A 22461-nucleotide genomic window follows, 5' to 3' on the forward strand; every position below is an offset into this window, starting at 1 on the left:
AATGATTCTGGCAACGTATCGCTTGCTTTAAAACAATTAATAGTTGCTTGATCAAACGTCTGCAAGATGGACAATCATCCTTCCTGCAGGCGCCTTCACAAGATACCTGCGCATACTTTCAAAGATCCTGGGAAGTGGCCTCAGCGCCGTTCCCGTGTGCTGCGAAGTTTCCTTCGTAGCGAGCCGCCCATTATAGCCGGCTTTTCCGCTTCGTCAACACCTTTTTTCAAGGCCGTCTCACCGAAGTGGACGTTGTTGCCGATGCTGCTTCGTCGTTGGGCCCGAGGGCCTTTCGTCGTTGCGAGCCGCCTATTATGCCGGACTTTTCGAGTCCGTCAACACCTTCGTTCGATGATCTCGTCCGGCGGTGGTGGCGTTGCTCTTCGCGTTGCCGGCTTCCGAAGAAGTCGCCGCGCTGCAGCAAGGGAGCGAATTCTAGAGATCCTGCAGAATTCGTCAACACATTTTTTTCAGGAGCATGACAACGCATCGGCTGCTGCATGCACAACGGGCGTGCAACGATCACGGCGGCGTTGCCCGCGCGTTGCGCGGTCAACGCCGCAGGCGCTATCTATAGTGGGATGCATACAGGAAGGAAGACGATGGACACGACGGTACGACAGGGATGGTGGCGCGATCTTTCGATGCCGGCGATCGTCGCCGGCTTCATCACCGTGCTGGTCGGCTTCGCCAGCTCGGCGGTGATCGTGTTCCAGGCCGCGCAGGCCGTGGGTGCCGACCAGGCCCACATCGCCTCGTGGATGTGGGCGCTGGGGCTGGGCATGGGCGTGACCTGCATCGGCCTGTCACTGCGCTACCGGGTGCCGGTGGTCACCGCATGGTCGACGCCTGGGGCGGCGATGCTGGTCGTCGGTGCGGGTGGCGCCTCTCTGCCCGAGGCCACCGGTGCGTTCCTGCTTGCGGCAGTGCTGGGCATGCTCGCCGGCTTCTCGGGAGTGTTCGCCCGGCTGATGAAACGCGTGCCCATGGCCCTGGCCGCCGGCATGCTGGCCGGTGTACTGCTGCGCTTCGGGCTGGACGTGTTCGTGGCGATGAACACCCAGCGCGTGCTGGCATTGGCCATGTTCGCTACGTGGCTGCTGGGCCGCCGCCTGTTCCCCCGCTATGCGGTGATCGCCACCCTGCTGGTCGGCATCGCCATCGCTGCCAGCCAGGGGCTGCTGCATGCACAGCAGGTGCACCTGCAACTGGCGGCACCGCAATGGGTCACTCCCTCGCTGTCGTGGACGGCGATGGTCGGCATCGCCCTGCCCCTGTTCGTGGTCACCATGGCGTCGCAGAACATTCCCGGTGTGGCGGTGATGCGCGCCTCCGGCTACGACGCGCCGGTGTCACCGGTGATCGGCTGGATCGGCGTGGTCAACACGCTGCTGGCGCCCTTCGGTGCCTACGCATTGAACCTGGCCGCCATCACCGCGGCGATCTGCATGGGCCGTGATGCCCACGAAGACCCGGCACGGCGCTACACGGCGGCGATGGCGGCCGGCGCCTTCTATATCGTCATCGGCCTGTTCGGGGCCACTGTAGCGGCCCTGTTCGCTGCCTTTCCCAAGGAACTGGTGGCCTGTGTGGCCGGCATCGCCCTGTTCGGCACCATCGGCAACAGCCTGGCCAGCGCATTGGCAGTGGAGCGCGACCGCGAGGCCGCGCTGGTCACTTTCCTGGTGACCGCCTCGGGCATGACGCTGGCCGGTGTCGGTTCTGCGTTCTGGGGCCTGGTCGCCGGAACGATCTGCCTGTGGGTGCTGCGGCCGCGTTCGCCGGCTCAGTGATAGGTCTGCAGGAGGCCCTGGGTGATGTAACGCAGCGCGTAGATCAGGCCCAGGCAGACCACCACGGCCGAGGCGCGGGTGCCACCACGGCGAAGCAGCTCGGCGCGGATGCGGTTCGGCTGGCCGGCGTGGGTCGCCTGCACCCTCGCCAGCAGACGGCTGCAATGGCGCAGGTACAGGGCGTTGGCGAAGATGGCCAGGGCGATACGCGGGAGCAGCATGCCAAAGGCGATCTGCGGTATGCCCGCGTCGGCCAGCAGCATCAGGATCGGCAGCAGCGTGGTGACCAGGTAGAAGCCGATGGCGGCCAGGTACATCCGGCGATGCACCATCCACAGGGTGCCGAACAGGAAGGCGGGCCAGTTCCAGCGGCGCGGAGGCTTCGGCAGTGCACTGTCCACATGCCAGAAACGTCGGTAGGCGGCGGCATTGGGCCCGACCACCAGCGTCAGGTAGTCGGCATCTTCCAGTGCAGTGCCTACATCGGCGTCAGCGCCGGGCGCCAGATAGGGGTTCTCGCTACCGGGCGAGGTCTGCGGATCGAGGGTGCTCATGCTGGCCATCCGTGCCAAAGGGGAAGCCCGCTATAGCGGCGCGCTGGACAGGATCTGAAGCAGAACATGACGCCCGCCCGGTGCCACGGTGACCACATCGGGCCCGGCGTTGGCCGCTTCCAGGCAGACATAGTCGCGCCAGCCGTCACCGACATCGGCCATCCTGGCGGCACCTTCGGCGCCAGGGTTCCATGCCACCAGCGAGCGGCTGCCTTCGGTACGGAGGTCGATGCGGCGCTTGAGCACCGGGTCGCGCAGCACATAGTGTCCGCCGGCCTGGGTGTAGATGCGGTCGCTGCGGCCCGGGTCACGCGGATCGCGCAGCGACCAGGGGCCCTGCTGGCGGCGCGGCTGGGCGTAGTTCTCGAACTTGTCGAGGTAGTCCAGGCCGTCGACGCCGTCGACATCGACCTTGCTGGCGTCACCGACACGGAAGTAGTTGTGCAGCGCCTGGGTGATGGTGGCTGGAGCCTTGCCGGTGTTCTCGGTGACCAGCTGCTGGCGCAGTTCACGGCCGACACGGACGGTCATGGTCAGGCGCAGGCCGAGGTTGTCCAACGCCGGCGGGGCCAGGGTCAGCTCGATGCTGCCATCGTCGAGCCGGCGCGCCTGCTGCAGTTCCCAGGGCAAGGTGCGCACGAAACCGTGGGCGGGCACGTCGTCGCCCTGCCCCTGGCGGCCGAAGTAGGGCCAGCACACCGGGCTGCCGCCACGGATCGGCGTGGGCAGCGCGGCACGCTTGGGCGAGAGCCACATCAGATCGGGCTGGCCCTTGGGCACGAACGAGAGGAGTTGGCCGCCGAACACGCTGATCGCGGCGGTGGCCTGGGGAGTTTCCACCAGCCAGGCGTCGAGTCCCTGGAACTGGCCACTGCTGACACCCTGGATCTGTTGCACGCTGGATCGACTCCGGATGGCCGGCGACTGCACGGCACTGTAGTTGTTGGGAAGGCTGAAGCGGGTCGGCGCGGCTGGCGCCTGTGCCTGCGGTTGTGCCTGCGGTTGTGCCTGCAGCGCGCGCAGGATGCGCTGGCCGGCGCGACCGTCGGCGTCGGCCCACCCGAGCCGACGCTGCTCGACCTGGATGGCACGACGACTGGCGGTACCGATCATGCCATCGGCGGCGCCGATGTCATGGCCGCGCGCGAGCAGCAGGGTCTGCAGCTGGCGGCGCTCGTCGCGGCCAAGGCCAGGGTCATCGGTTGGCCAGGCGGTGACCAGGCCGTTGCTGCCACGCAGGCGGTCGGCCAGGGTGGCGATGGCCAGCGCATAGCTCTCGGCCGCGTTGTAACTGTAGATCGCGTCGTAATTGCGGAACACCAGCAGCGCCGGGCCTTTTGTCCCGGACGGCAGCAGCAGCGCGGCGCGGGCGTCGGCGGGCAGGCCGGACGGTGCCAGCGCGCTACCGTCCAGGCCGGTCACGCCCAGTGCGCGCCAGTCGGCCAGTGACCGGCGCTGGGTGCGTCCCGCCTGGCTGGCGTTGAAACCGGCGGGGACACGGACTTCCATGCCCCAGGGTTCGCCGGTTCGCCAGCCGGCACGCTTCAGATAGTTGGCGGTGGAAGCCAATGCATCGGGAATGCTGCCGACCAGATCGCGGCGGCCATCGCCATCACCATCGACGGCAATGCGTGCGTAAGTGCTGGGCATGAACTGGGTGTGGCCGAAGGCACCGGCCCAGGAACCGGTCAGGCCCTGCGCCTGCAGGTCGCCCTGGTCGATGAGCTTGATCAGCGCCAGCAGTTCGCCGCGGAAGAAGGGCTGCCGGCGGCCGGCACAGGACAGCGTGGCCAGCGACTGCAGCAGTGGGCGTTTGCCGAACACGCGGCCGTAGTCGCTCTCTACACCCCATACGGCGACGATGGTGACTGGATCGACGCCGTACTGCGCCGATACGCGCTGAAGCAGGTCACGGTGCTGCTGCAGCATGGCGCGACCGTCGTCCACGCGCTGGCGATCGACCAGTGCGGCCAGGTAGTCCCAGATCGGCGTGGTGAACTCCGGCTGCGCATCGAGCAGCGGCAGCACAGTAGGGTCGGGCTGCAGTCCGGCGGTGATCGCATTGAAGCGGTCAGCGGCAATGCCCTGGCTGGCAGCCGTCGCCTGCAGGCCCGCCATGCAGCGGGCGAACGCGGGATCAGCGGTTGCCGCTGCTGCCGGCGGCGCGGCCGCTGGCATGGCAAGCGCGGCGGCCAGGCCGAGCGTGGTCAGAATGGGCATGGCGTCCTCCGTGTTGCCGGTGCTGCAGCCATGGTAACGCGGAGGGAGAGCAAGGTTGGTCCAGATTGCCGGCCAGCGGCCGGTACCACCTGTGCCTAGGGTGAGGGGCGCAGGAGGCGCAGGCCATAGGCGGGATCGTCCGCGTTCCAGGATGCCGCCACCTCCAGCGCTGCCTGCTGCAGCAGGTGGCCGAAGCTGGCATCGGTGTACTTGTGGCTGTACTCCACGCGGATCGGTTCGCCAGCGCTGAAGTGGAAGGTGCGGCCGTCGAGATGCACGTCCTGCTCGCGCTGGCTGACCAGATCGGTTTCGATGCGCAGGCGCGCGGTGCTGTAACGGGCCCGGTGACGGAAGCCGTCGAGATCGAAATCGCTGCCGACCTCGCGGTTGAGACGCGCCAGCAGGTTCAGGGTGAAGGCGGCGGTGACACCGTCGGCGTCGTTGTAGGCGGCTTCGATCAGTGCCGGGTCCTTGTGCAGATCGATGCCGACCAGGGCCAGGCCGTGCTTGCCCATGGTCTGACGCATTGCGCGCAGCAGCGCGATCGCATCCTCATCGGCGAAGTTGCCCAGCGTGGAGCCCGGGAAGAACAGCAGCCGGCGCGCGGCAGGCCGCTCTGGCGCGGGGACCTGCACAGGGCGGGTGAAGTCGGCACACACCGGCAGCATTTCCACGTCCGGCAGCGCCGGGGCCAGATGGTCGATGCTGGACAGCAACGCCGCGCGCGAGATCTCGATGGGTGTGTAGGCCACCGGGTCCTGCAGGGCAGCCAGCAGGCGCGCGGTCTTGCGGCCGCTGCCGCTGCCCAGTTCGACCACATGCACGCGCGGCCCCACCGCCTGCGCGATCTCCGGCAACACCCGGTCCAGCAGGGCCAGCTCGGTGCGTGTGGGGTAGTACTCGCGGGTGTGGGTGATCTGCTCGAACAAGCGCGAGCCGCGTGCGTCGTAGAAGTACTTGGAAGGCAGCTGCCGTGAGGCGTGCGACAACCCCGCCACGGCGTCGGCAAGGATCTGCTGGCGGCCGGGGGTAAGGTCGGTCAGCGCCTGCAGCGCATCCTGGACGGTACTCATGAAAGATCCCTTGCCAGGCGCAGGCCTGAGAACTGCCAACGCGCCGGTGGCATGAAGAAGTTGCGGTAGCTGGCCCGTACATGGCCGCGCGGCGTGGCGCAGCTGCCACCGCGCAGGACCCACTGGCCACACATGAATTTGCCGTTGTATTCGCCGAGGTTGCCGGCGAAGGGACGGAAGCCGGGATAGGCGCCATAGGCGCTGCTGGTCCATTCCCACACGTTGCCGAACAACTGGCGCAGTCCATCGCCCTGCCCTGCCATCGGGTGCAGATGGTCGTCATCGGCGAAGTGGCCTTCGACCGGCTGCGTGGCGGCGGCCGCTTCCCATTCGAATTCGGTGGGCAGGCGGGCACCGGCCCAGCGGGCGCAGGCATCGGCTTCGTAGTAGCTGAGGTGACAGACCGGCGCATGCGGATCGAGCTCGCGCCAGCCGCCGAGGGTGAACTCGCGCAGCAGGTCGTCATCCCAGTACAGCGGATGCTGCCACTGCTCGGCCTCGCGCAGCGCCCAGCCTTCGCTCAGCCACCAGCGCGGATCGCGGTAGCCGCCAGCGTCGATGAAGGCGCGGTACTCGGCGTTGCTGAGCGGGCGTTCGGCGATGGCATGCGCGGGAAGCAGCACGCGATGCACGGGCGATTCATTGTCATAGGCGAAGGCCGTGTACTGCGGCCAGGCGGACGCACCGATGCTGACGATGCGTTCGCCCTGTTCGACCCAACCCTGCGTGCCGAGGGCGCTGACGGCGATGGGCAGGTCTTCGCGGTACGGCGGCTGCAGCGGATTGCACCAGAAGGCGTGCTTGATGTCGGTGAGCAGCAGTTCCTGGTGCTGTTGTTCGTGCTGCAACCCGAGCTGCAGGTGCTGCAGGGCGTCGCTGCCGAGATCGCCATCGCGCAGTCCTGCCAGCACCTGCTCATCCACATGCTGGCGGTAGGCGTGGACCTGCTGCAGCGAGGGCCGCGACAGCAACCCGCGCTGAGGCCGTGCGTGGGCGGGGCCGAGACTCTTGTAGTAACTGTTGAACAGATAGTCCCAGGCCGGATCCCAGGGTGTGTAGCCGGGCTGGCTGGCCAGCACGAAGCGTTCGAAGAACCAGGTGGTGTGGGCCAGGTGCCACTTGGCCGGGCTGGCATCGGCCATGCTCTGCAGCAGGGCGTCTTCCGGGCTGAGGGGTGCGGCCAGCTGCACGCTGCGCCCCCGCACATGGGTGAAGTGGCGGGCGAGGTCACGCTGCGGGGCAGCGACGGCGGCGGGTACGCTGTCCATGCGACCAGCTTCGACCGCGGCCGGTGAGCGCAATGTCATGGCCCGGTGCCGCGGTGTTCACATCAGGGCGCGCGCATTCAAGAAGGGCACCGTTGCGCCGCTAACGGCAGTGCTGCGGCCGCGTCGTGACCGCGCTGGAATTCCGTGTGTCCCATCATCCGCTTCGACAGCCTGTGCACTATCTGTTCGTGCTGCCCGCCGTGCTGGTCGCGCTGGTGCTGTGGGTGAGCCTGGAAAGCGATGATGTCGGCCGCGCCGGGCAGCGCATCCTGCCGTGGTTGCTGGCCTGCCTGGGTGCAGGGCTGGCGCTGCTGTACAACCAGGTGCGCACGCTGTGCCTGTTGCTGCTGGTGGCGCTGGCCTTCGCGGTGCTGCACCAGGACCTTGGGCACTACCTGCGCGAGGGCCGGGTGACGGCGTTGACGCCACTGCGCTTCCACGCGATCTCGACCTGGCTGCCGTTGCTGTTCGCCGTCCATGCGTTGTGGCCCGAACGTGGCCGCCGCCGCCAGGACCTGCTGCTGAGGGCCACGACCAGTGGTGTTGCGGTGGCGATCTTCATCCTGCTTGCCGTACAGCAGCCGCAGGGCATGCACGACCTGCTGTCGAACCGGCACTTCCCCTGGATACCGAGCGACTGGAACGCGCTGGCGCAGCTGCCTGCCGTGCTGTTCCTGCTGGCCACCGCTGCGCTGGGATGGCAGGCGTGGCGCCAGCCGCGGCCGCTGCATACGGCGATGCTGCTGGCCCTGCTGTGCCTGTGGTGGATGCTGCCGCGGATCTTCCTGCAGCCGGCACTGCTACCGGCGCTGAGCGTAGCGGCGCTGCTGCTGATGCTGGGCGCGACCCTGCAGGAGTCCTTCCACATGGCCTTCGGCGACGAGCTGACCGGCCTGCCCGGTCGCCGTGCGTTCAACGAGACCCTCAAGCGCGCCACCGGCACTTACAGCATCGCGATGATCGACGTGGATCATTTCAAGAAATTCAATGACACCCACGGCCACGACACCGGCGATGACGTGCTGAAACTGGTGGCCTCACGGCTGTCGCGGGTGGGCGACGGCGGCCGTGCGTTCCGTTATGGCGGCGAGGAATTCGCCGTGGTTTTCCTCGACCGCCCGGCATCGGCCTGCGTGGACGCGGTGGAGGCGCTGCGACAGGGCATCGAGCAGAGCCGCATGCAACTGCGCGACCGCAGCACGCGCACCCGCGACGATACGCTCGGCCAGCAGCAGCGCGGGCGCGGCGGTGGCGGTGCGGTGGTGCAGGTAACCGTCAGCATCGGCCTGGCCGACAGCCGGGTCGATCGGCGCCCTGCCGGGGTGGTCAAAGCGGCCGACCAGGCGCTGTATGCGGCCAAGGAGGAAGGCCGCAACCGCGTGTGCGCGCATGGCGGCCAGCGCGTGCTGGCCGTGCGCGGCAGCCAGGCTCAGACGGCGTCGAGGTAGTACCAGCGACCCTCGACCCGCAGGAAGCGGCTGTGCTCGGTCATTTTCACCGCGCTGCCGCCACCGACGCGGTAACGGGCGGTGAAGCGGACCTCGGCGCTGTCGCTGCCGGTCACCTGGTGGTCCTGCACGGTCAGGCCCAGCCATTGGGTGCGCTGGCCGGGGGCATCATCGAGCGACAGTTCTGCCGGACGGGTGTCCGGGTGCCAGGTGGCACGCAGGTAGTCCGGCAGGTGGCGCACATAGGCGCTGTAACGCGAGCGCATCAGGCGCTCGGCATCCGGCGCGGCGTCGCCGGCATGGAAGCGACCGCAGCAGGCAGCGTAGTCGGCGGCCAGGCCACAGGGACAGGGATCGGGGGCGGTTCGGCTCATGCGGGTATTGTCGCGTGGGCGGCGGCAATGTGACAGGCGTATGCTGTCGCGCCCCCACTTCGATCGATCGCCGTGCTGGAACTGATTCCTCCTGAGTTGTGGTGGCTGGTGGTGATCGCCTTCATTGCCGGCCTGGTCGATGCGGCCGTGGGCGGCGGCGGACTGGTGCAGCTGCCCGGCCTGTTCACGGTACTGCCGCAGCAGACCCCGGCGATGCTGTTTGGCACCAACAAGTTCAGCTCGATGTTCGGCACCGGCGCAGCGGCATGGCGCTATGCGCGCAACGTGCGCTTCCCGTGGAAGCCGGTGCTGTTCGCCGCCGGTACGGCCTTCGTGTTCTCCTTCCTTGGCGCTACGGCGGTCAGCCTGTTGCCCAAGGACGCAGTGCGGCCACTGGTGCTGGTGCTGCTGGTGGCGATGCTGGCCTACACGCTATGGAAGAAGGACTTCGGCGCGCTGCACCGGCCGCAGGACATCGGCCGACGCGAGCTGGTGATCGCGCTGGCGATCGGTGCGGCGATCGGCTTCTACGATGGCTTCTTCGGGCCCGGCACCGGCAGCTTCCTGATCTTCCTGTTCGTGCGCTTCTTCGGGCTGGACTTCCTGCGTGCGTCGGCTGCGTCGAAGGTGGTGAACCTGGCGACGAACGTGGCAGCGATCTCGTTCTTCGTACCGACCGGCAACATCCTGTGGCTGTTCGCGCTGCCGATGGCGGCGGCCAATATCATCGGTTCGGTGGTGGGCACGCGGTTGGCGCTGAAGGGCGGCACGCCGTTCATCCGCAAACTGTTCGTGGGCCTGGTGGTGGTGCTGATCGCGCGGATGGCGTGGGATACGTTCCGCAGTGCGTGAATGCGGTTGCCGGCCAGCGGCCGGCACTACCACTATCGGGGTTCATGACCCGGTAGGTGCCAACCTTGGTTGGCACGGCGTTTCCAGAGCGGTCAGGCTTCGGCTTCTTCCGGTTCGTCGGCCTGCTGGCGGCTGCGCTCCGGCAGCTTCAGGCGCTTGCCTTCTTCGTCGTACTCGATGAGCAGCACGCCCGAATCGTGGCGGCCACTGATCTCGACGAAGCAGGCGCCACCGATGAACGGTTCCAGCGTCATCACCGATTTCAGCGGGGTGGCCACCACCATCTGGAAACCGAAGTTGTCGAAGATGTTCATCGCCAGCGCGGTGAACTCGTTGTCGGCCTTGTCGAAGGCTTCGTCGAGCACGACTGCGGCGTAGCTGGGCAGCTGGCTGTCGGCGCCGCCGAGCTGGTAGCGCAGCGCCGCCGCCAGGCAGGTGGTGGCCAGCTTCTGCCGCTGGCCACCGGATTTGCCGGCGCCGCTGCGGTAGATCTCGACCTGCTGGCGCGTTTCCACATCCAGCTCCACGCCGATGAACTCCACGTGCAGGCGTACGTCCAGCACCACTTCGCGCCAGCGCTTGTCTTCGCCTTCCTGCGAGCCGAGGCGGTTGACCAGCTGGCGCAGGACGGTGAACTGCGTTTCCGCCAGGTCGCGCTGCTCGGTCTGCTGCTGCGACAACACCTCGCGCAGCTGCTGGTGGAACTCCTGCACTTCCGGCAGGCGCCGGTCGTTCAGCTCGATGGTCAGCAGGGTGCCACGGTTGAAGGGCACCTGCTCCAGGCTGGCGTTGACTTCGTCCAGGCGCTGGCCGATCGACTTGCGGGCCTCGGCGCTGTGACGCTGCAGCGCGAGCAGGTTGTTCTTGCTCTGGTTCTGCAGCAGGTCGAAGAAGCGTTCTTCGTGCTGCGGCAGGCCATCGCGTTCAAGGCGTTCGAGGCGAGCGAGGAAATCCTCGGCCGAGGCCACCGACACGGTGAAGTCGCCCGATTCTTCCGGCCACTGCTGGATGAAGCGGCGGAAGCAGCCCAGCAGCAGGTTCTCGATGCGGTTGACGTCCTGCTGCGAAGACGAGAGCTGTTCGTTCAGCGCGTTGCTGACCTGGCGCATGTGCGCTTCCAGCGTTTCCAGGCTGAGCGGGCCCTGCTCCTGCAGGCGCTCGGCCAAGCCGGCTTCCTGGTCTTCGGCCAGCGCTGGCAGGACCAGTGCACGGCTCTGCTGGCGGGCACGGTCCAGGCGGTCGCGTTCGCGCACCAGCTGGCCGCGCTCGACGCGGGTGTCTTCGTAAGTGCGGCGGGCCTGCTCGATATCGGCGCGGGTGGCGTCGATCTGCTGGGCGATCCTGGCCAGGTCGGCATTGCCTTCGCGCAGGGCGTGCAGGCTGGCCTCGATGTCGGCCAGGCGCTGCTGCGGCGCGGCGACGTCGATTTCGTTCCAGCTGATGCCCACCAGCTGATGGCAGGCCAGGCGACGTTCGTTGTCGCGGTCACGCTGGCTGCGCAGGCGCGCGATGTCGGTATCGCAGCTGGCGATACGGGCGGCCAGCTCCTGGGCTTCCTTCTCGAAGACGGCCAGCTTGTCGCGGTTGCTGAAGCCCAGCAGCCAGCGGCGGCGATCATTGACCGCACTGCGGTCGTCCTTCTCGAAGCGATCGCCCGGATGCTTGACCTGGCCTTCGCGGGTGATGCCGCGGTCGACGTTGCGCAGCTGCTTGGCGTCCACGCATTCGTAGTCGAAGCGCTTGCCCAGCTCGCGGCGCAGCCAGCTTTCGAACACGTGATCGCGCAGTTCCAGCTTGTGCAGCAGCGACTTGGCGGACGGTTCGCGGGCGAACGCATCATCGTTGCGACGCACGCGGTAGTAGGTGAAGCGCATCCCCAGGTGGGTGCGGTTCACCCATTCGGCGACGTCGTTGTAATGCTTGTCGTCGACCAGCAGCGACTGCGCGAAGCCGCCGAGCACACGCTCGATCGCGCCCTGCCAGCTCTGCTCTTCCGAGCGGACCTGGATCAGCTCGCCGACGAACGGCAGGGCGGCTTCGGAGATGCCGGTTTCTTCGGCCAGGCGTGCGCGCAGCTTCTGCATCGGCGCAGGAATGCTGGAGGGTGTGCGCTGCATCGCCTCCAGTTCGCCGCGCACTTCGGAGAAGCGCCGCTCGTCGTCGCGCTTGCCGCCCAACCGTTCGCTGATGGCGTCGTCCAGGGCGCTCGACGCACGCTGACGGTCTTCCAGTTCGGACTGCGCCTGCTCGACCAGCTCGGCGAAGCCATGTGCATCCTCGGGCAGCGCGGCCTGCAGCTTCTGTGCGGCGTCACGCGCCTGCGCCTGCTTGGCCAGGCGGCGATCACGTTCGGCTTCGGCGCGGCCCTGCTCGCGTTCCAGTTCCTCGATGCGCTCACCACCCTGCTGGCGGCGCTGCAGTTCCAGCTCGGCCAGTCGTTCGGTGTGGTTGTCCAGCGCCGCGCGACGCTGCGCTTCTTCGCCCAGCAGGCCACGATCGCGCGTGTCCATCTCGCGCAGGCGTGCTTCGATCAGCAACTGGCGGCGGCTTTCGCGGAAGCTGTCGATGCCGAGCTTGAGCGCTTCGTCGTCGCCGCGACGGCGACTCATCGCCTGCAGGTCACTGTAATGTTCGCGCGCCGGCTGCAGGGTTTCGACCTGGCGCCGCGCGGTGACCACGGCCTGGTGCGCGCCATCGAGTTCGGCGAAATCGCTGACCAGTCGTTCGGCAGCGTCGAAGGTCTTCGGCGTGTCGAGCATGAAGTCGCGCAGGAAGACGTTCAGGTCACCCAGGTTCTTCGCCGACTGCGTCTTGTGCAGCAGCCGCAGCGCCATCTCGTTGTCGATGCCGAGCAGGTGGCGGAAGCGTTCGGCATAGCCGGAGAACGTGTCGAAGTGATGGACGTCGGCCAACTTCTGCTTGAGCTTGCGCAGGTCCAGATCGAAGCCGCCCAGATCCTTGGCGATGTCGAACGGACGCTCGGCAATCATGTAGTGCTTGCGCACGTCACCGGCGGAGGTGCTGCTGCCGGCGATCCAGAGCAGGCGTACCAGGCTGACCACGCGGCCATCGCCGGCGCGGTACTCCAGCACCAGCGCGGTCCAGGTCGCGCCCTTGCGCAGGTACTGGGTGGCGATTTCACCGGTGCCACTGTCCTGCTGGTCGGCCCACGCGCCGCGCACGTAGGACACCAGGTTGCGGTCGCGGCCGCTGCGTTCGGCTTCACGCGCTGCGGCGTTGAAGTCGACGATGGCCGGTGGCGTCAGCAGGGCGGACATGGCATCGAGCAGGGTCGACTTGCCCGAACCGGAGCGGCCGACGAACAGGAAGCCGCGCTCGGCGATCGGCACTTCGGTCAGGCCGTTGAAGGTGCCCCAGTTGTGCACCTGCAGGCGGCGCATGCGGAACTGCTGCAGGCGCGGGTCCGGCAGGCCTTCGTTGAACAGGGCGGGAGTGTGCTTGGAAATGGCCATGCGGTGCTCGGGTCTCTCAGGCTTCAGCGGCCGGGGTTTCGCGCAGCTGGCGGTAAACCGCCGACAGCTGGGATACGTCTTCGGCGGAGAACAGCAGCTTCAACGCCGGCGAGACTTCGTGGCGATCTTCCTGGCCGCCGAGGCGGGTCAGGATGTGGTTGTCCTTCATCTTCTGCACCGCCGAGGCGACACGGCGGTTGAAGCCGGCGCGGTCGGTGGACAGGTTCTTTTCGTAGATGGCCAGTGCTTCGGCCATTTCAGCATCGGCGACCACGGCGCGGTTGCCACGCGCATCGGCTTCGCCCAGCTGCTGGCGCAGGTACAGCAGCAGCACCGAATCGATGAAGGTCAGCGGCGAGGTGCGCAGCAGTACCGGTGCATCGACATCTTCGGTGTCGGCCTGGCGGGTGAACGCCACGCCACTGTCACGGTCGAGCACCAGTTCCAGGAACAGGTCCGACAGCGCCGAACGGATACCGGCTTCGCTGCGGATCAGTGCCGGCCACAGCTTGGCGTGACGCAGCTGGTCGATGCTGGGGCCGATCAGCAGCTGGCACAGCGCGCGGCGCGCATCCAGCGGCAGGCGGCCGGTATCGCCCATGTAGTAGACGTCGTTGCCGCGCCGGGGCTGGGCCACGGTCGCCACCGGCTCGGCCTGGTAAGCGTCTTCGGCCAGGTCGGCATGCGGTGCGTCGATGGGGTCTTCATGCCAGCTCATGGCGTCTCTCCTGGGTAAACCAAACCAGCGGGATGCGGGCACGACGGATCTGTCCGTCGCCACCTCGCCATTCGGCAAGCTCCTGTTCGCCGGCGATCACGCTGCCAAAGCGCGTGCCCAGCGAGAGGTAGCCGATGACACTGCCCAGCCCCTGCGGCGCTTCGCGCTGCGACAGGGCCTGGGCAATGCTGAGTTTCGGCTGCCTGTCGAGCAGGTCGTGCAGGTCGCGGCGCAGGGTGCGGAAATCGATTTCCGACGACGCCACCAGATCGCCCACGCTTTCCAGGCTGATGCTGGCCGCATCGTTGTATTCGACGTTGCCATCGACCTGCGCGCTGCGCGGGTCGTGCAGCTTCCACTGCGACCACGAACGCAGGCGGCTGGTGGTCAGCTGCAGGTCGCGGCCAATGGCGCGCTGCGCCGGGAAGTCATCGCGCAGTGCCAGTGCTTCGGACTGAGCCTGCTTCAACAGCTGGTTGAGGCGGCGCTGTTCCAGGTAGCCACGGCTCTGCACGAAACCACGCAGGCTGCGCGCGAAGTTCTGCAGCACGTCATGCACCTGGCCACCACGTTCGAGCATGGTGCTGGTGAAGCCGCGCAGGAAGTTGCGCTCGTTGCGATCCAGCCGCCGGGCGAAGCCACGGGCCAGCAGCGTCTCCAGCGCGGCATCGAGCTGGGCGCTCTGTTCGGCGTCGTTGAGCAGGCGCCAGAACGCTTGGAAACTACGGCCCGCGTCGCTCTCGCCGATCACGTCCACGCCTTCGAACAGCTTGGACAACACGTCGCCGCGCTCGCCTTCGTCATCGATGATGCGTTCGCGGAAATCACGGTTGAGCTGTTCGAAGTCGTCGCGCACGCGGCGGAAGTCTTCGGTCAGCTCGTCGGCCAAGCCGATGATCTGGCGCGTACGTTCCAGCGCGCGCTTGCCGTCCAGGGCCGTCACGCGGCCAGCGCTGACACGGGCGATCTCGGCATCGATGCGATCGCGCTCGTCGCGTAGTGCGGACAGGCGTGCGTCCGGGTCGGCCTCGGTCTGCGCGGCCAGCTGCGACAGCTGCTCGATCACCAGTGCCAGACGGCTCTCGGTGGCGGCCACGCGGGCCTGCTCCATGCTGTCGGCGAAGCGGATCGCCTGCAGCGCCTGGGTCGAGAGCTCGTACTGCTCCTGGTCGGCGCCTTCAGGCAGCCGGCGTTCCAGCCAGCCCTGCGCGAGCCAATGGGCGACGTAGGCCTGCGCGGTCCGCGGCAGCTCGCGCGACAACTCGTCGCCGTTGAGCTGGTCCAGCGCACGCTGCAGGCGCTCATTGAGAACCGATGCCGGCAACGTGCGATCGCCGTCCATCAGCAGGCCCTGCAGCAGGCCGATGATTTCCGGTGCGTGGTCGGCGGCGAGCAGCTTCCATTGCGGCTGTTCGCGCAGGTGGCGATAACGGGTGATGCGTTCGCGGTGCTTCATGCAGCGAGATCGGTCGGAAGGGCGCGGCGGCCAGCGCGCGCGCAAAGACGCGGCGCAGGCACGGCGAAAGCGGCGGCCACGCGCGGCCGCCACTGGGAGGCGACGGCGCTCAGCGCTTGCCGCCCACTTCGATGAAGCGCAGGAACTCGGCGCGGGTGCGGGCATCCTCGCGGAAGCTGCCCAGCATCTTCGAGGTGACCATGCTGACGCCGCGCTTGTGGATGCCGCGGGTGGTCATGCACTCATGGGCGCCTTCGACAACGACGCCGACACCGACCGGCTGCAGCACGTCCTGGATGCACTGGGCGATCTGCGCGGTCATCTTTTCCTGCACCTGGAAGCGGCGGGCGTAGGCTTCGACCACGCGTGCCAGCTTGCTGATGCCCACCACCTTGCCGGCCGGCAGGTAGCCGACGTGCACGCGGCCGATGATCGGCGCCATGTGGTGCTCGCAGTGGCTTTCGTATTCGATGTCGCGCAGGACGATCAGTTCGTCGTAGCCGGCCACTTCCTCGAAGGTGCGTTCCATGTAGGCGCGCGGGTCGTCGCGGTAGCCGCTGAACCAGTCGCCATAGGCTTCGGCCACGCGGCGCGGGGTATCCAGCAGGCCTTCGCGGGTCGGGTCCTCACCGGCCCAACGCAGCAGGGTGCGCACGGCATCCTCGGCCTGGACCTGGGTCACTTCGCCCTGCGGGGCGGCCTTTTCGTTGTTCTTGCTCATTGCATACAGCGCCCGAACGGGGGGCGAGCATCGTACCCGACCGGGGGGTGGGTCGTCCTCTGGGGACGGTTCATCGGGGGATCCCCTGCGGCGCCTCAAGGCTGCTGGGCGAGAGGTGGAGGGGCAGGCAGGGCAGGACACGCCGCAAGTACGTCCTTGTAGGCTCGTCCACGGCATCCATGCCGTGGACGGTCCTGCCCTGCCTGCCCCTCCGCCTCTCCGACGGTTTCCTGCGGGCGCGGCCGGTCCGCCCGAAAGCGGGGGTCAAAAGCTGGGGTTCATGGCTTCGGAGAGTGCTCTGGTAGCGCCGGGCCATGCCCGGCGAGCGGAGCGGTGCCACCAGGAGCCGCCGGGCATGACCCGGCGCTACCGCTCTTGTTCTTGAAGAGCCAACCCTCCGCGCCCGCGGGATGTGGGGGGTGGCGGAGGGCCGGGCGGGGTAGGACCGTGAGGCGCATGGATGCGCCGATCGAGCTTACAGGGACGTACTTGCAGCGTGCCCTACCCCGCCCGGCCCTCCGCCACCCCAGCCGATAGCCAGCAGGCGCAACGCTTTCCTCAATACACCTCACCCATTCAGCAAAACCTATTGATAGGAATGAAATTAGTAGTATCCTATCTATTACTTATGGACCGACCCCTCGACGAGCGCACCGTGCTGCAGATGCAGCTCAGCTCCGGCCTGCTGTACGCAGGGCGGCAGTGGCAGCGCCTGGCCGACAGCCGGTTGGGCAGCTACGGCATCTCCACCGCCTGCACCATGCCCCTGCTGATGATCGGCCGCTCCGGCGGTGGCATCCGCCAGGTCGCGCTGGCGCAGCAGCTGGGCATGGAAGGCCCTTCCCTGGTGCGCCTGCTGGACAAGCTCTGCGCCAGTGGGCTGGTCCGCCGCGAATGCGATGCCAGCGACCGCCGCGCCAACCTGTTGTGGCTGACCGAGGAAGGCCAGGCGTTGGTGCGCGAACTGGAAGACCAGTTGATCGGCCTGCGCCAGGACGTGTTCGGCGAGCTTTCCATGGATGAACTGCATGCCGTGCTGAAGGCATGGCGCCTGCTGGCCGAGGCTGCCGACCGCATCACGTAAGCCCGTTGTCGGTGAATACCGCCGCTGCCGTGCATGCGCCAGCGGCTTTTGCCCGTTGCCGTTGTCCTGTTCCACCTCCCCTTCCCCTACCGTCCCCGCCCCTACCGATGCCCGGTGAATTCAGTCTCCACGGAGTGTTCGTCCCGACCCTGCTCGGGTTGATGGTGTTGGCCTACCTGGTCAACAGCGGCCTGCACGCGCTGCTGCAGCGTGCCGGTGCCTATCGCCACGTATGGCACCCGGCGCTGTTCAACCTGGCCTTGTACGGGATCGTGCTGGGCCTGCTGTTCCACCTCCTGCGTTGGATGCAATCGTGAACAAGATCGTGAAGAAGACCCTGCCGGTGCTGCTTACCTGCGCAGCCGTGATCGTCGCCCTGCTGGTGCTGCGCCAGCTGTGGGTCTACTACATGGATGAGCCGTGGACCCGCGACGCCCACGTCGGCGCCGACGTGGTGCAGGTGGCGCCGGATGTGTCCGGCCTGGTCGAAACGGTGCAGGTAGCCGACAACCAGGCAGTGAAAAAGGGCGACCTGCTGTTCGTGATCGATCGCGCGCGCTACCGCATCGCGCTGGAGCAGAGCCGCGCCAGCCTGGCCGAACGCCAGGCATCGGTCGCGCAGCTGCGCCGTGAGATCGGACGCGACCGCAGCCTGCAGGATCTGGTCGCCGCCGAGGACGCCGAAGTGCGCCGGGCCAAGCTGCAGGCCGCACAGGCCGCATTGGCCACCGCACAGGCCGCGGTCGACCTGGCCGAACTCAACCTGGCCCGCACCGAAGTGCGTGCACCGGCCAATGGCCGGGTCAACGACCGCACCATGCGCGTGGGCGACTACGTGGTGGCCGGCAAGCCGGTGCTTGCGCTGCTGGATACCGGTTCGTTCCGCATCGATGGCTACTTCGAGGAAACCCGCCTGCGCGGCGTGGCCCCGGGGCAGCGCGTGGACATCCGCCTGATGGGCGAGGACACCCCTCTGCACGGCCATGTCGAGAGCATCGCCGCCGGCATCGAGGATCGCTACCGCAGCAATGGCAGCACCCTGCTGCCGAACGTGACCCCGGCTTTCGACTGGGTGCGGCTGGCGCAGCGCATCCCGGTACGCATCGCCATCGACGAGGTGCCTGCCGGCGTGGAGCTGATCGCCGGGCGCACCGCCACGGTGACCGTGGATACCGGCCGCCACGTGCAGAACAAGAAGGCCGGCGCTGCGCCGACACAGGCGGGCCTGTGAACGCCGCCCTGCCCCGCCTTGGCCTGATCGTCGCGCTGGCCAGCCTGGCTGCGTGCAGAACCGTCGGCCCGGATTACGCATTGCCCGAGGGCTCGGCGTTCAAGCGGCCGCAAGCGAATGCCGCGTTCATCGATACCCACAACCCCGAAGTGGCTGCCAACCAGGCACTGCCGGCACGCTGGTGGTCGCTGTACAACGACCCGGTGCTGGATGGGTTGATCACCCAGGCGCTGCGCGACAACGTCGAACTGAAGGCTGCCGACGCGCATCTGCGCCGCGCTGCTGCGGTGTACGAGCAGGCGATGGACGCCGGTGGCTTCGAGTACGAGGCCGAAGCCGGCGTCAGCCGCGCACAGTTGTCGGCCGAGTCGTTCCTGCAGGAGCACGAGCTGCCGGTGATCAACCTGGCCGACGGCAAGTTCGCGGTGAGCTACCAGTTCGACCTGTTCGGCAAGCTCAAGCGCGGTGCCGAAGCAGCCCGCGCCGACGAACAGTCGGTGGCCGCTGCACGTGACCTGGCCCAGGTGAGCGTGGTGGCCGAGGCGGCCGACAGCTACCTGGAGATCTGCCACGCCAACCACGAACTGCACGTAGCCGAGCATTCCCTGCAGCTGCAGCAGCGCAGCCGTTCGGTCACCCAGCGGTTGATCAGCGCAGGCCGCGGCACGCCGCCGGAACTGGCGCGCGCCAATGCACAGGTCGCGCTGCTGGAAGCCGCATTGCCCCCGCTGCAGGCGCAGCGTTCGGCCGCCGCCTATTCGCTGGCGGCACTGCTTGGGCAGACCCCGGGCCAGCTGCCGGCCGGGGTGATCGACTGCGCGCACGCACCCACCCTTGCCCAGCCGCTGCCGGTCGGTGAGGGCCGCGCGCTGCTGCAGCGCCGTCCCGACATCCGCCAGGCCGAACGCAAGCTGGCCTCGGCCACCGCGCGGATTGGTGTCGCCACTGCCGAGCTGTACCCGGACATCCGCCTGGGCGCTTCGGTCGGCGCCGCCGGCCTGCTGGAAGACTTCGGCCAGCCGATGACCCAGCAGTGGTCGCTCGGCCCGCTGATCTCGTGGACGCTGCCGTCCTCGGGCACGCATGCACGCATCCACGCCGCCGAGGCTGGCGCCGATGCCGCCTTGGCCGAGTTCGACCACGCCGTGCTGCAGGCGCTGCGCGAAACACAGACCGCGCTGGACCGCTATGCGCAGGATCTGCGCCGCCTGCAGTCGTTGCGCGTGGCGCAGGAGCAGGCTGCGATGGCCGCAGAGCAGAACCGCCGGCTGTACCAGGGTGGCCGCACGCCGTACCTGTCCAGCCTGGATGCCGACCGCAGCCTGGCCAGCAGCGATGCCACCCTGGCCGCGGCCGAAGCCCAGGTCTCGCGCGACCAGATCCACCTGTTCCTGGTACTGGGCGGTGGCTGGCAGGACAGTGCCGCGTCTGCAGCTGCGCCGACGGCGGCGAGGTAAGCGATGAACGGGCTGACCGACCGCCAGGCCTGGCTGTTTTCGATCAAGACCTACCTGGCAGCGATCGTCGCGCTGTATATCGCCATGGCCGGCAACCTGTCGCGCCCGTACTGGGCGATGGGCACGGTGTACATCGTCAGCCAGCCGCTGCTGGGCCCGACCCGGGCCAAGGGCGTGTACCGCATCCTCGGCACCCTGGCCGCCGGCCTGGCCACCCTGCTGATGTTGCCCGCCCTGGTGGAAACGCCGCTGGTGCTGAGCGCAGCGATGTCGATCTGGCTGGCCGGCTGCCTGTTCCTGGCCCTGCTCAACCGTGGCCCACGTGGCTACGCGTTCCTGCTGGCCGGCTACACCACTGCATTCATCGGTTTCCCGGCGGTGACCTCGCCGGAGACCATCTTCGACACCGTGGTGGCGCGCAGCGAGGAGATCATCCTCGGTACGGTGGTAGCGGTGCTGTTCGCCTCGCTGCTGTTCCCGGCCTCGGTGCGGCCGATGCTCGGCGCGCGCATCGGCAACTGGATGGAGGACGCGGCGCAGTGGTGCCGGCAGATCCTCGAGCGCGGCCGCGCGCATGCCCCACGCAACCGGCTGGCCGCCGACCTGGTGCAGTTCGAGGCACTGATCGAGTTCCTGCGCCGCGATGACCCACGCCATGCCGGCGCGGCCGTATCGATGGAGCGCCTGCGCGAACGCATGCTGTTGCTGCTGCCGGTGCTGTCATCGATCGCCGACCGCCTCAGTGCGCTGCGCAGCGATGGACAGACCCTGCCCGAGGGCCTGCCGACGCTGGTCGATGACATCCACGACTGGATCGACACGCCATCCAGTGCCAGCGACTACGCGCGCCTGCGCGCACGCATCAGTGCGCTGAAGCCACAGGTGGACCGCGATCTGCAGCACCTGCAGCTGGCCAGCCTGCTGCTGCGCCTGGAGGAGCTGGTGGACCTGTGGCAGGACTGCCGCACCCTGCAGCACGCGATCGACCAGGGCACCGCGCCGCTGGACCGTGCGCACTACCGCATCCGCACCGAACGCGCCGCCACCGACAAGCACGTCGACTACGGCATGGCACTGTTCTCCGCGCTCAGCGCCGGCGTGGCGCTGATGAGCTACTGCGTGCTGTGGATCGGCCTGGGCTGGGAGGGCGGTGGCAACGGCGCGATGATGGCCGCGGTGACCGCCGCGTTCTTCGCGGCACAGGACGACCCGGCGCCGAGCATGGTCTCGTTCCTGGTGTGGGCGATGGTGGCTTCGCTGGTGGCCGGCGTGTACCTGTTCGGCGTGTTCCCCGCCGTGCACGACTTCGGCCTGCTGGCGCTGGTGCTGGCAGTGGTGTTCCTGCCACTGGGCCTGCTGCTGCACCACCCGAAGAGCGCGCTGTTCGCGCTGCCGCTGACGGTCAACCTGGCTGCGCTGCTCAGCCTGCAGAACACCTACAGTGCCAACGTGCAGACCTTCGCCAACTCGTCGATCGCGATGTTCATCGGCATTGGCTTTGCGGTGGTGATGACCCGGCTGTTCCGCTCGGTGGGTGCCGAATGGACCGCGCGCCGGCTGGTACGGCAGGGCTGGACCACCCTGGCCGAAGCGGCCGAAGGCCGTGGCCAGCAGGATCGGCAGCGCTTCGCTGCGCGCATGCTGGATCTGCTCGGCCTGCTGGCACCGCGCCTGGCGGCGACCCCGGAAGGCAGCGACATCGCCTCGGTGGACATGCTCAACGAGGCGCGCATCGGCCTGAACATCCTGCAGCTGCGCCGCGCCCGCCTGGAGCTGCCGGAGCGCAGCCGTGAGGCGGTCGAGCACATCCTGGAGGAAGTGGCCGTGCACTATCGGCGGCAGATCGCCGCACGCAAGCCGATTGTGGCGGCAGAGGCGCTGCGCGAACGGCTGGACACCTCGCTGGGACGGGTTGGCAGCGTGGCCGCCTGCAAGGCGCGCGACGAGGCGCTGATGGGCCTGGTCGGCCTGCGGTTTGCGCTGTTCCCGGAAGCGAAGGCGTTGGCGCCGGGACTGGCGGACACCGCAGCGCCGTCCGTCTGATGCGATCCACCGGGCATGGCCCGGCGCTACCATCGTCATCCGGTAGCGCCGGGCCATGCCCGGCGTCCTTACGCCACGGCAACAGGACGGTTCAATGAGTTACGACATGATGGTGTTCGAGGCCAGCGTCGCCCCGCGTGAAGCGGCGGCGTTCATCGCCTGGTTCGAGAAGCAGGCGCAGTGGGGCGAGAGCCACGAGTACGACGACCCGGCGGTCAGCAGCCCGGCGCTGCAGGCATGGTTCGCGGAGATGGCGCAGGAGTTTCCGCCGATGAACGGCCCGCTGAGCAATGACGATGATGATCGCGCCGAGGTGACCGAGTACAGCATCGGCCGCCATGTGATCTATGGCGCGTTCGCGTACTCGGTGGCCGAGCGCGCGCATGGGCGGGTGCAGGACCTGGCCGAGAAGCACGGCGTGGGGTTCTTCGATGTCAGTGCGGATGAAGCGGCGATCGTGTATCCGGATGGGTTGGTGTTGATGCCGGAATAGATTTGGCGGCAGGGCTGCGCCCTGCACCCGCCGAATCAACGGCAACGGCAACGGCAACGGCAAAAGCGGGCGATCCTTGGGATGGCGGAGTGGGTCCGGTTGCGGGGGACGCTGCAAGTACGTCCCTGTAAGCTCGGTCGCGCCATCCATGGCGCTCACGCCCCCGCAACCGGACCCACCCCGCCTTCGACAGGTTTCCGCGA

At 67.9% G+C, this 22461-nt stretch carries 18 protein-coding genes; 9 read left to right on the forward strand and 9 right to left on the reverse strand.

From position 1 onward, the window contains the following. The first annotated feature begins 602 nt into the window (after positions 1–602). Entirely contained in the window at positions 603–1793 is a 1191-nt protein-coding gene (locus tag LC407_RS14765; protein ID WP_223483093.1) for a benzoate/H(+) symporter BenE family transporter, read from the forward strand. Here LC407_RS14765 and LC407_RS14770 read toward each other — a convergent pair. The 4 genes from LC407_RS14770 to egtB all read right to left on the reverse strand — a co-directional run bounded on the left by LC407_RS14770 (position 1787) and on the right by egtB (position 6908). Then, complete coding sequence (locus LC407_RS14770) at positions 1787–2347, reverse strand: DUF2628 domain-containing protein (RefSeq protein WP_025875676.1); 561 nt, start codon at positions 2345–2347, stop codon at positions 1787–1789. The genes LC407_RS14765 and LC407_RS14770 overlap by 7 nt on opposite strands. 30 nt (positions 2348–2377) lie before the next feature. Beyond that, positions 2378–4525, reverse strand: a complete 2148-nt coding sequence (locus LC407_RS14775; protein ID WP_223483188.1) for a lytic murein transglycosylase — start codon at positions 4523–4525, stop codon at positions 2378–2380. 137 nt (positions 4526–4662) lie between these two features. Beyond that, positions 4663–5640, reverse strand: a complete 978-nt coding sequence (gene egtD / locus LC407_RS14780; RefSeq protein WP_223483094.1) for an L-histidine N(alpha)-methyltransferase — start codon at positions 5638–5640, stop codon at positions 4663–4665. Continuing rightward, positions 5637–6908, reverse strand: a complete 1272-nt coding sequence (gene egtB / locus LC407_RS14785; protein ID WP_223483095.1) for an ergothioneine biosynthesis protein EgtB — start codon at positions 6906–6908, stop codon at positions 5637–5639. Before egtB ends, egtD begins: the two co-directional genes overlap by 4 nt. Before the next feature lie 146 nt (positions 6909–7054). Between egtB and LC407_RS14790 the strand changes: the two genes are divergently transcribed. Further along, positions 7055–8356, forward strand: a complete 1302-nt coding sequence (locus tag LC407_RS14790) for a GGDEF domain-containing protein (protein ID WP_223483096.1) — start codon at positions 7055–7057, stop codon at positions 8354–8356. Here the strand turns inward: LC407_RS14790 and LC407_RS14795 are convergent. Next, positions 8338–8730, reverse strand: coding sequence for a YchJ family metal-binding protein (locus LC407_RS14795; RefSeq protein WP_032978546.1), 393 nt, complete (start codon positions 8728–8730; stop codon positions 8338–8340). The genes LC407_RS14790 and LC407_RS14795 overlap by 19 nt on opposite strands. Before the next feature lie 72 nt (positions 8731–8802). On the opposite strand from LC407_RS14795, the gene LC407_RS14800 reads away from it, so the two are divergent. Beyond that, positions 8803–9582 (forward strand): TSUP family transporter, encoded by a 780-nt coding sequence (locus tag LC407_RS14800; protein WP_025875666.1) that lies wholly within the window; start codon positions 8803–8805, stop codon positions 9580–9582. 92 nt (positions 9583–9674) lie between these two features. On the opposite strand, the gene LC407_RS14805 is transcribed toward LC407_RS14800, so the two are convergent. The 4 genes from LC407_RS14805 to folE all read right to left on the reverse strand — a co-directional run bounded on the left by LC407_RS14805 (position 9675) and on the right by folE (position 15950). Next, entirely contained in the window at positions 9675–13055 is a 3381-nt protein-coding gene (locus LC407_RS14805) for an ATP-binding protein (RefSeq protein ID WP_025875663.1), read from the reverse strand. 16 nt (positions 13056–13071) lie between these two features. Continuing rightward, positions 13072–13773, reverse strand: coding sequence for a DUF4194 domain-containing protein (locus LC407_RS14810; RefSeq protein WP_025875661.1), 702 nt, complete (start codon positions 13771–13773; stop codon positions 13072–13074). After that, positions 13760–15229, reverse strand: a complete 1470-nt coding sequence (locus tag LC407_RS14815; protein WP_025875659.1) for a DUF3375 domain-containing protein — start codon at positions 15227–15229, stop codon at positions 13760–13762. Before LC407_RS14815 ends, LC407_RS14810 begins: the two co-directional genes overlap by 14 nt. A 109-nt stretch (positions 15230–15338) precedes the next feature. After that, the gene (folE, locus tag LC407_RS14820) at positions 15339–15950 is read right to left on the reverse strand and encodes a GTP cyclohydrolase I FolE (protein ID WP_025875657.1); all 612 of its coding nucleotides are present in this window, start codon (positions 15948–15950) and stop codon (positions 15339–15341) included. A 628-nt stretch (positions 15951–16578) separates the two neighbouring features. On the opposite strand from folE, the gene LC407_RS14825 reads away from it, so the two are divergent. The 6 genes from LC407_RS14825 (at position 16579) to LC407_RS14850 (ending at position 22258) form a co-directional block, all read left to right on the forward strand. Continuing rightward, entirely contained in the window at positions 16579–17034 is a 456-nt protein-coding gene (locus LC407_RS14825; RefSeq protein ID WP_025875653.1) for a MarR family transcriptional regulator, read from the forward strand. Positions 17035–17141: 107 nt separating this feature from the next. After that, positions 17142–17351, forward strand: coding sequence for a DUF1656 domain-containing protein (locus tag LC407_RS14830; protein WP_025875651.1), 210 nt, complete (start codon positions 17142–17144; stop codon positions 17349–17351). Beyond that, positions 17348–18265, forward strand: a complete 918-nt coding sequence (locus LC407_RS14835) for an HlyD family secretion protein (RefSeq protein WP_025875649.1) — start codon at positions 17348–17350, stop codon at positions 18263–18265. Before LC407_RS14830 ends, LC407_RS14835 begins: the two co-directional genes overlap by 4 nt. Next, positions 18262–19722, forward strand: a complete 1461-nt coding sequence (locus LC407_RS14840) for an efflux transporter outer membrane subunit (protein WP_223483097.1) — start codon at positions 18262–18264, stop codon at positions 19720–19722. The genes LC407_RS14835 and LC407_RS14840 overlap by 4 nt, the downstream gene beginning before the upstream one ends. Before the next feature lie 3 nt (positions 19723–19725). Then, the gene (locus LC407_RS14845; protein ID WP_218788213.1) at positions 19726–21765 is read left to right on the forward strand and encodes an FUSC family protein; all 2040 of its coding nucleotides are present in this window, start codon (positions 19726–19728) and stop codon (positions 21763–21765) included. 94 nt (positions 21766–21859) lie between these two features. Continuing rightward, the gene (locus LC407_RS14850) at positions 21860–22258 is read left to right on the forward strand and encodes a hypothetical protein (RefSeq protein WP_032978532.1); all 399 of its coding nucleotides are present in this window, start codon (positions 21860–21862) and stop codon (positions 22256–22258) included. The last annotated feature ends 203 nt before the right edge of the window (positions 22259–22461 follow it).

Origin of the sequence: Stenotrophomonas sp. OVS01A, from assembly GCF_019969775.1 — a bacterium.
In the GTDB taxonomy this organism is placed as follows: domain Bacteria; phylum Pseudomonadota; class Gammaproteobacteria; order Xanthomonadales; family Xanthomonadaceae; genus Stenotrophomonas; species Stenotrophomonas indicatrix.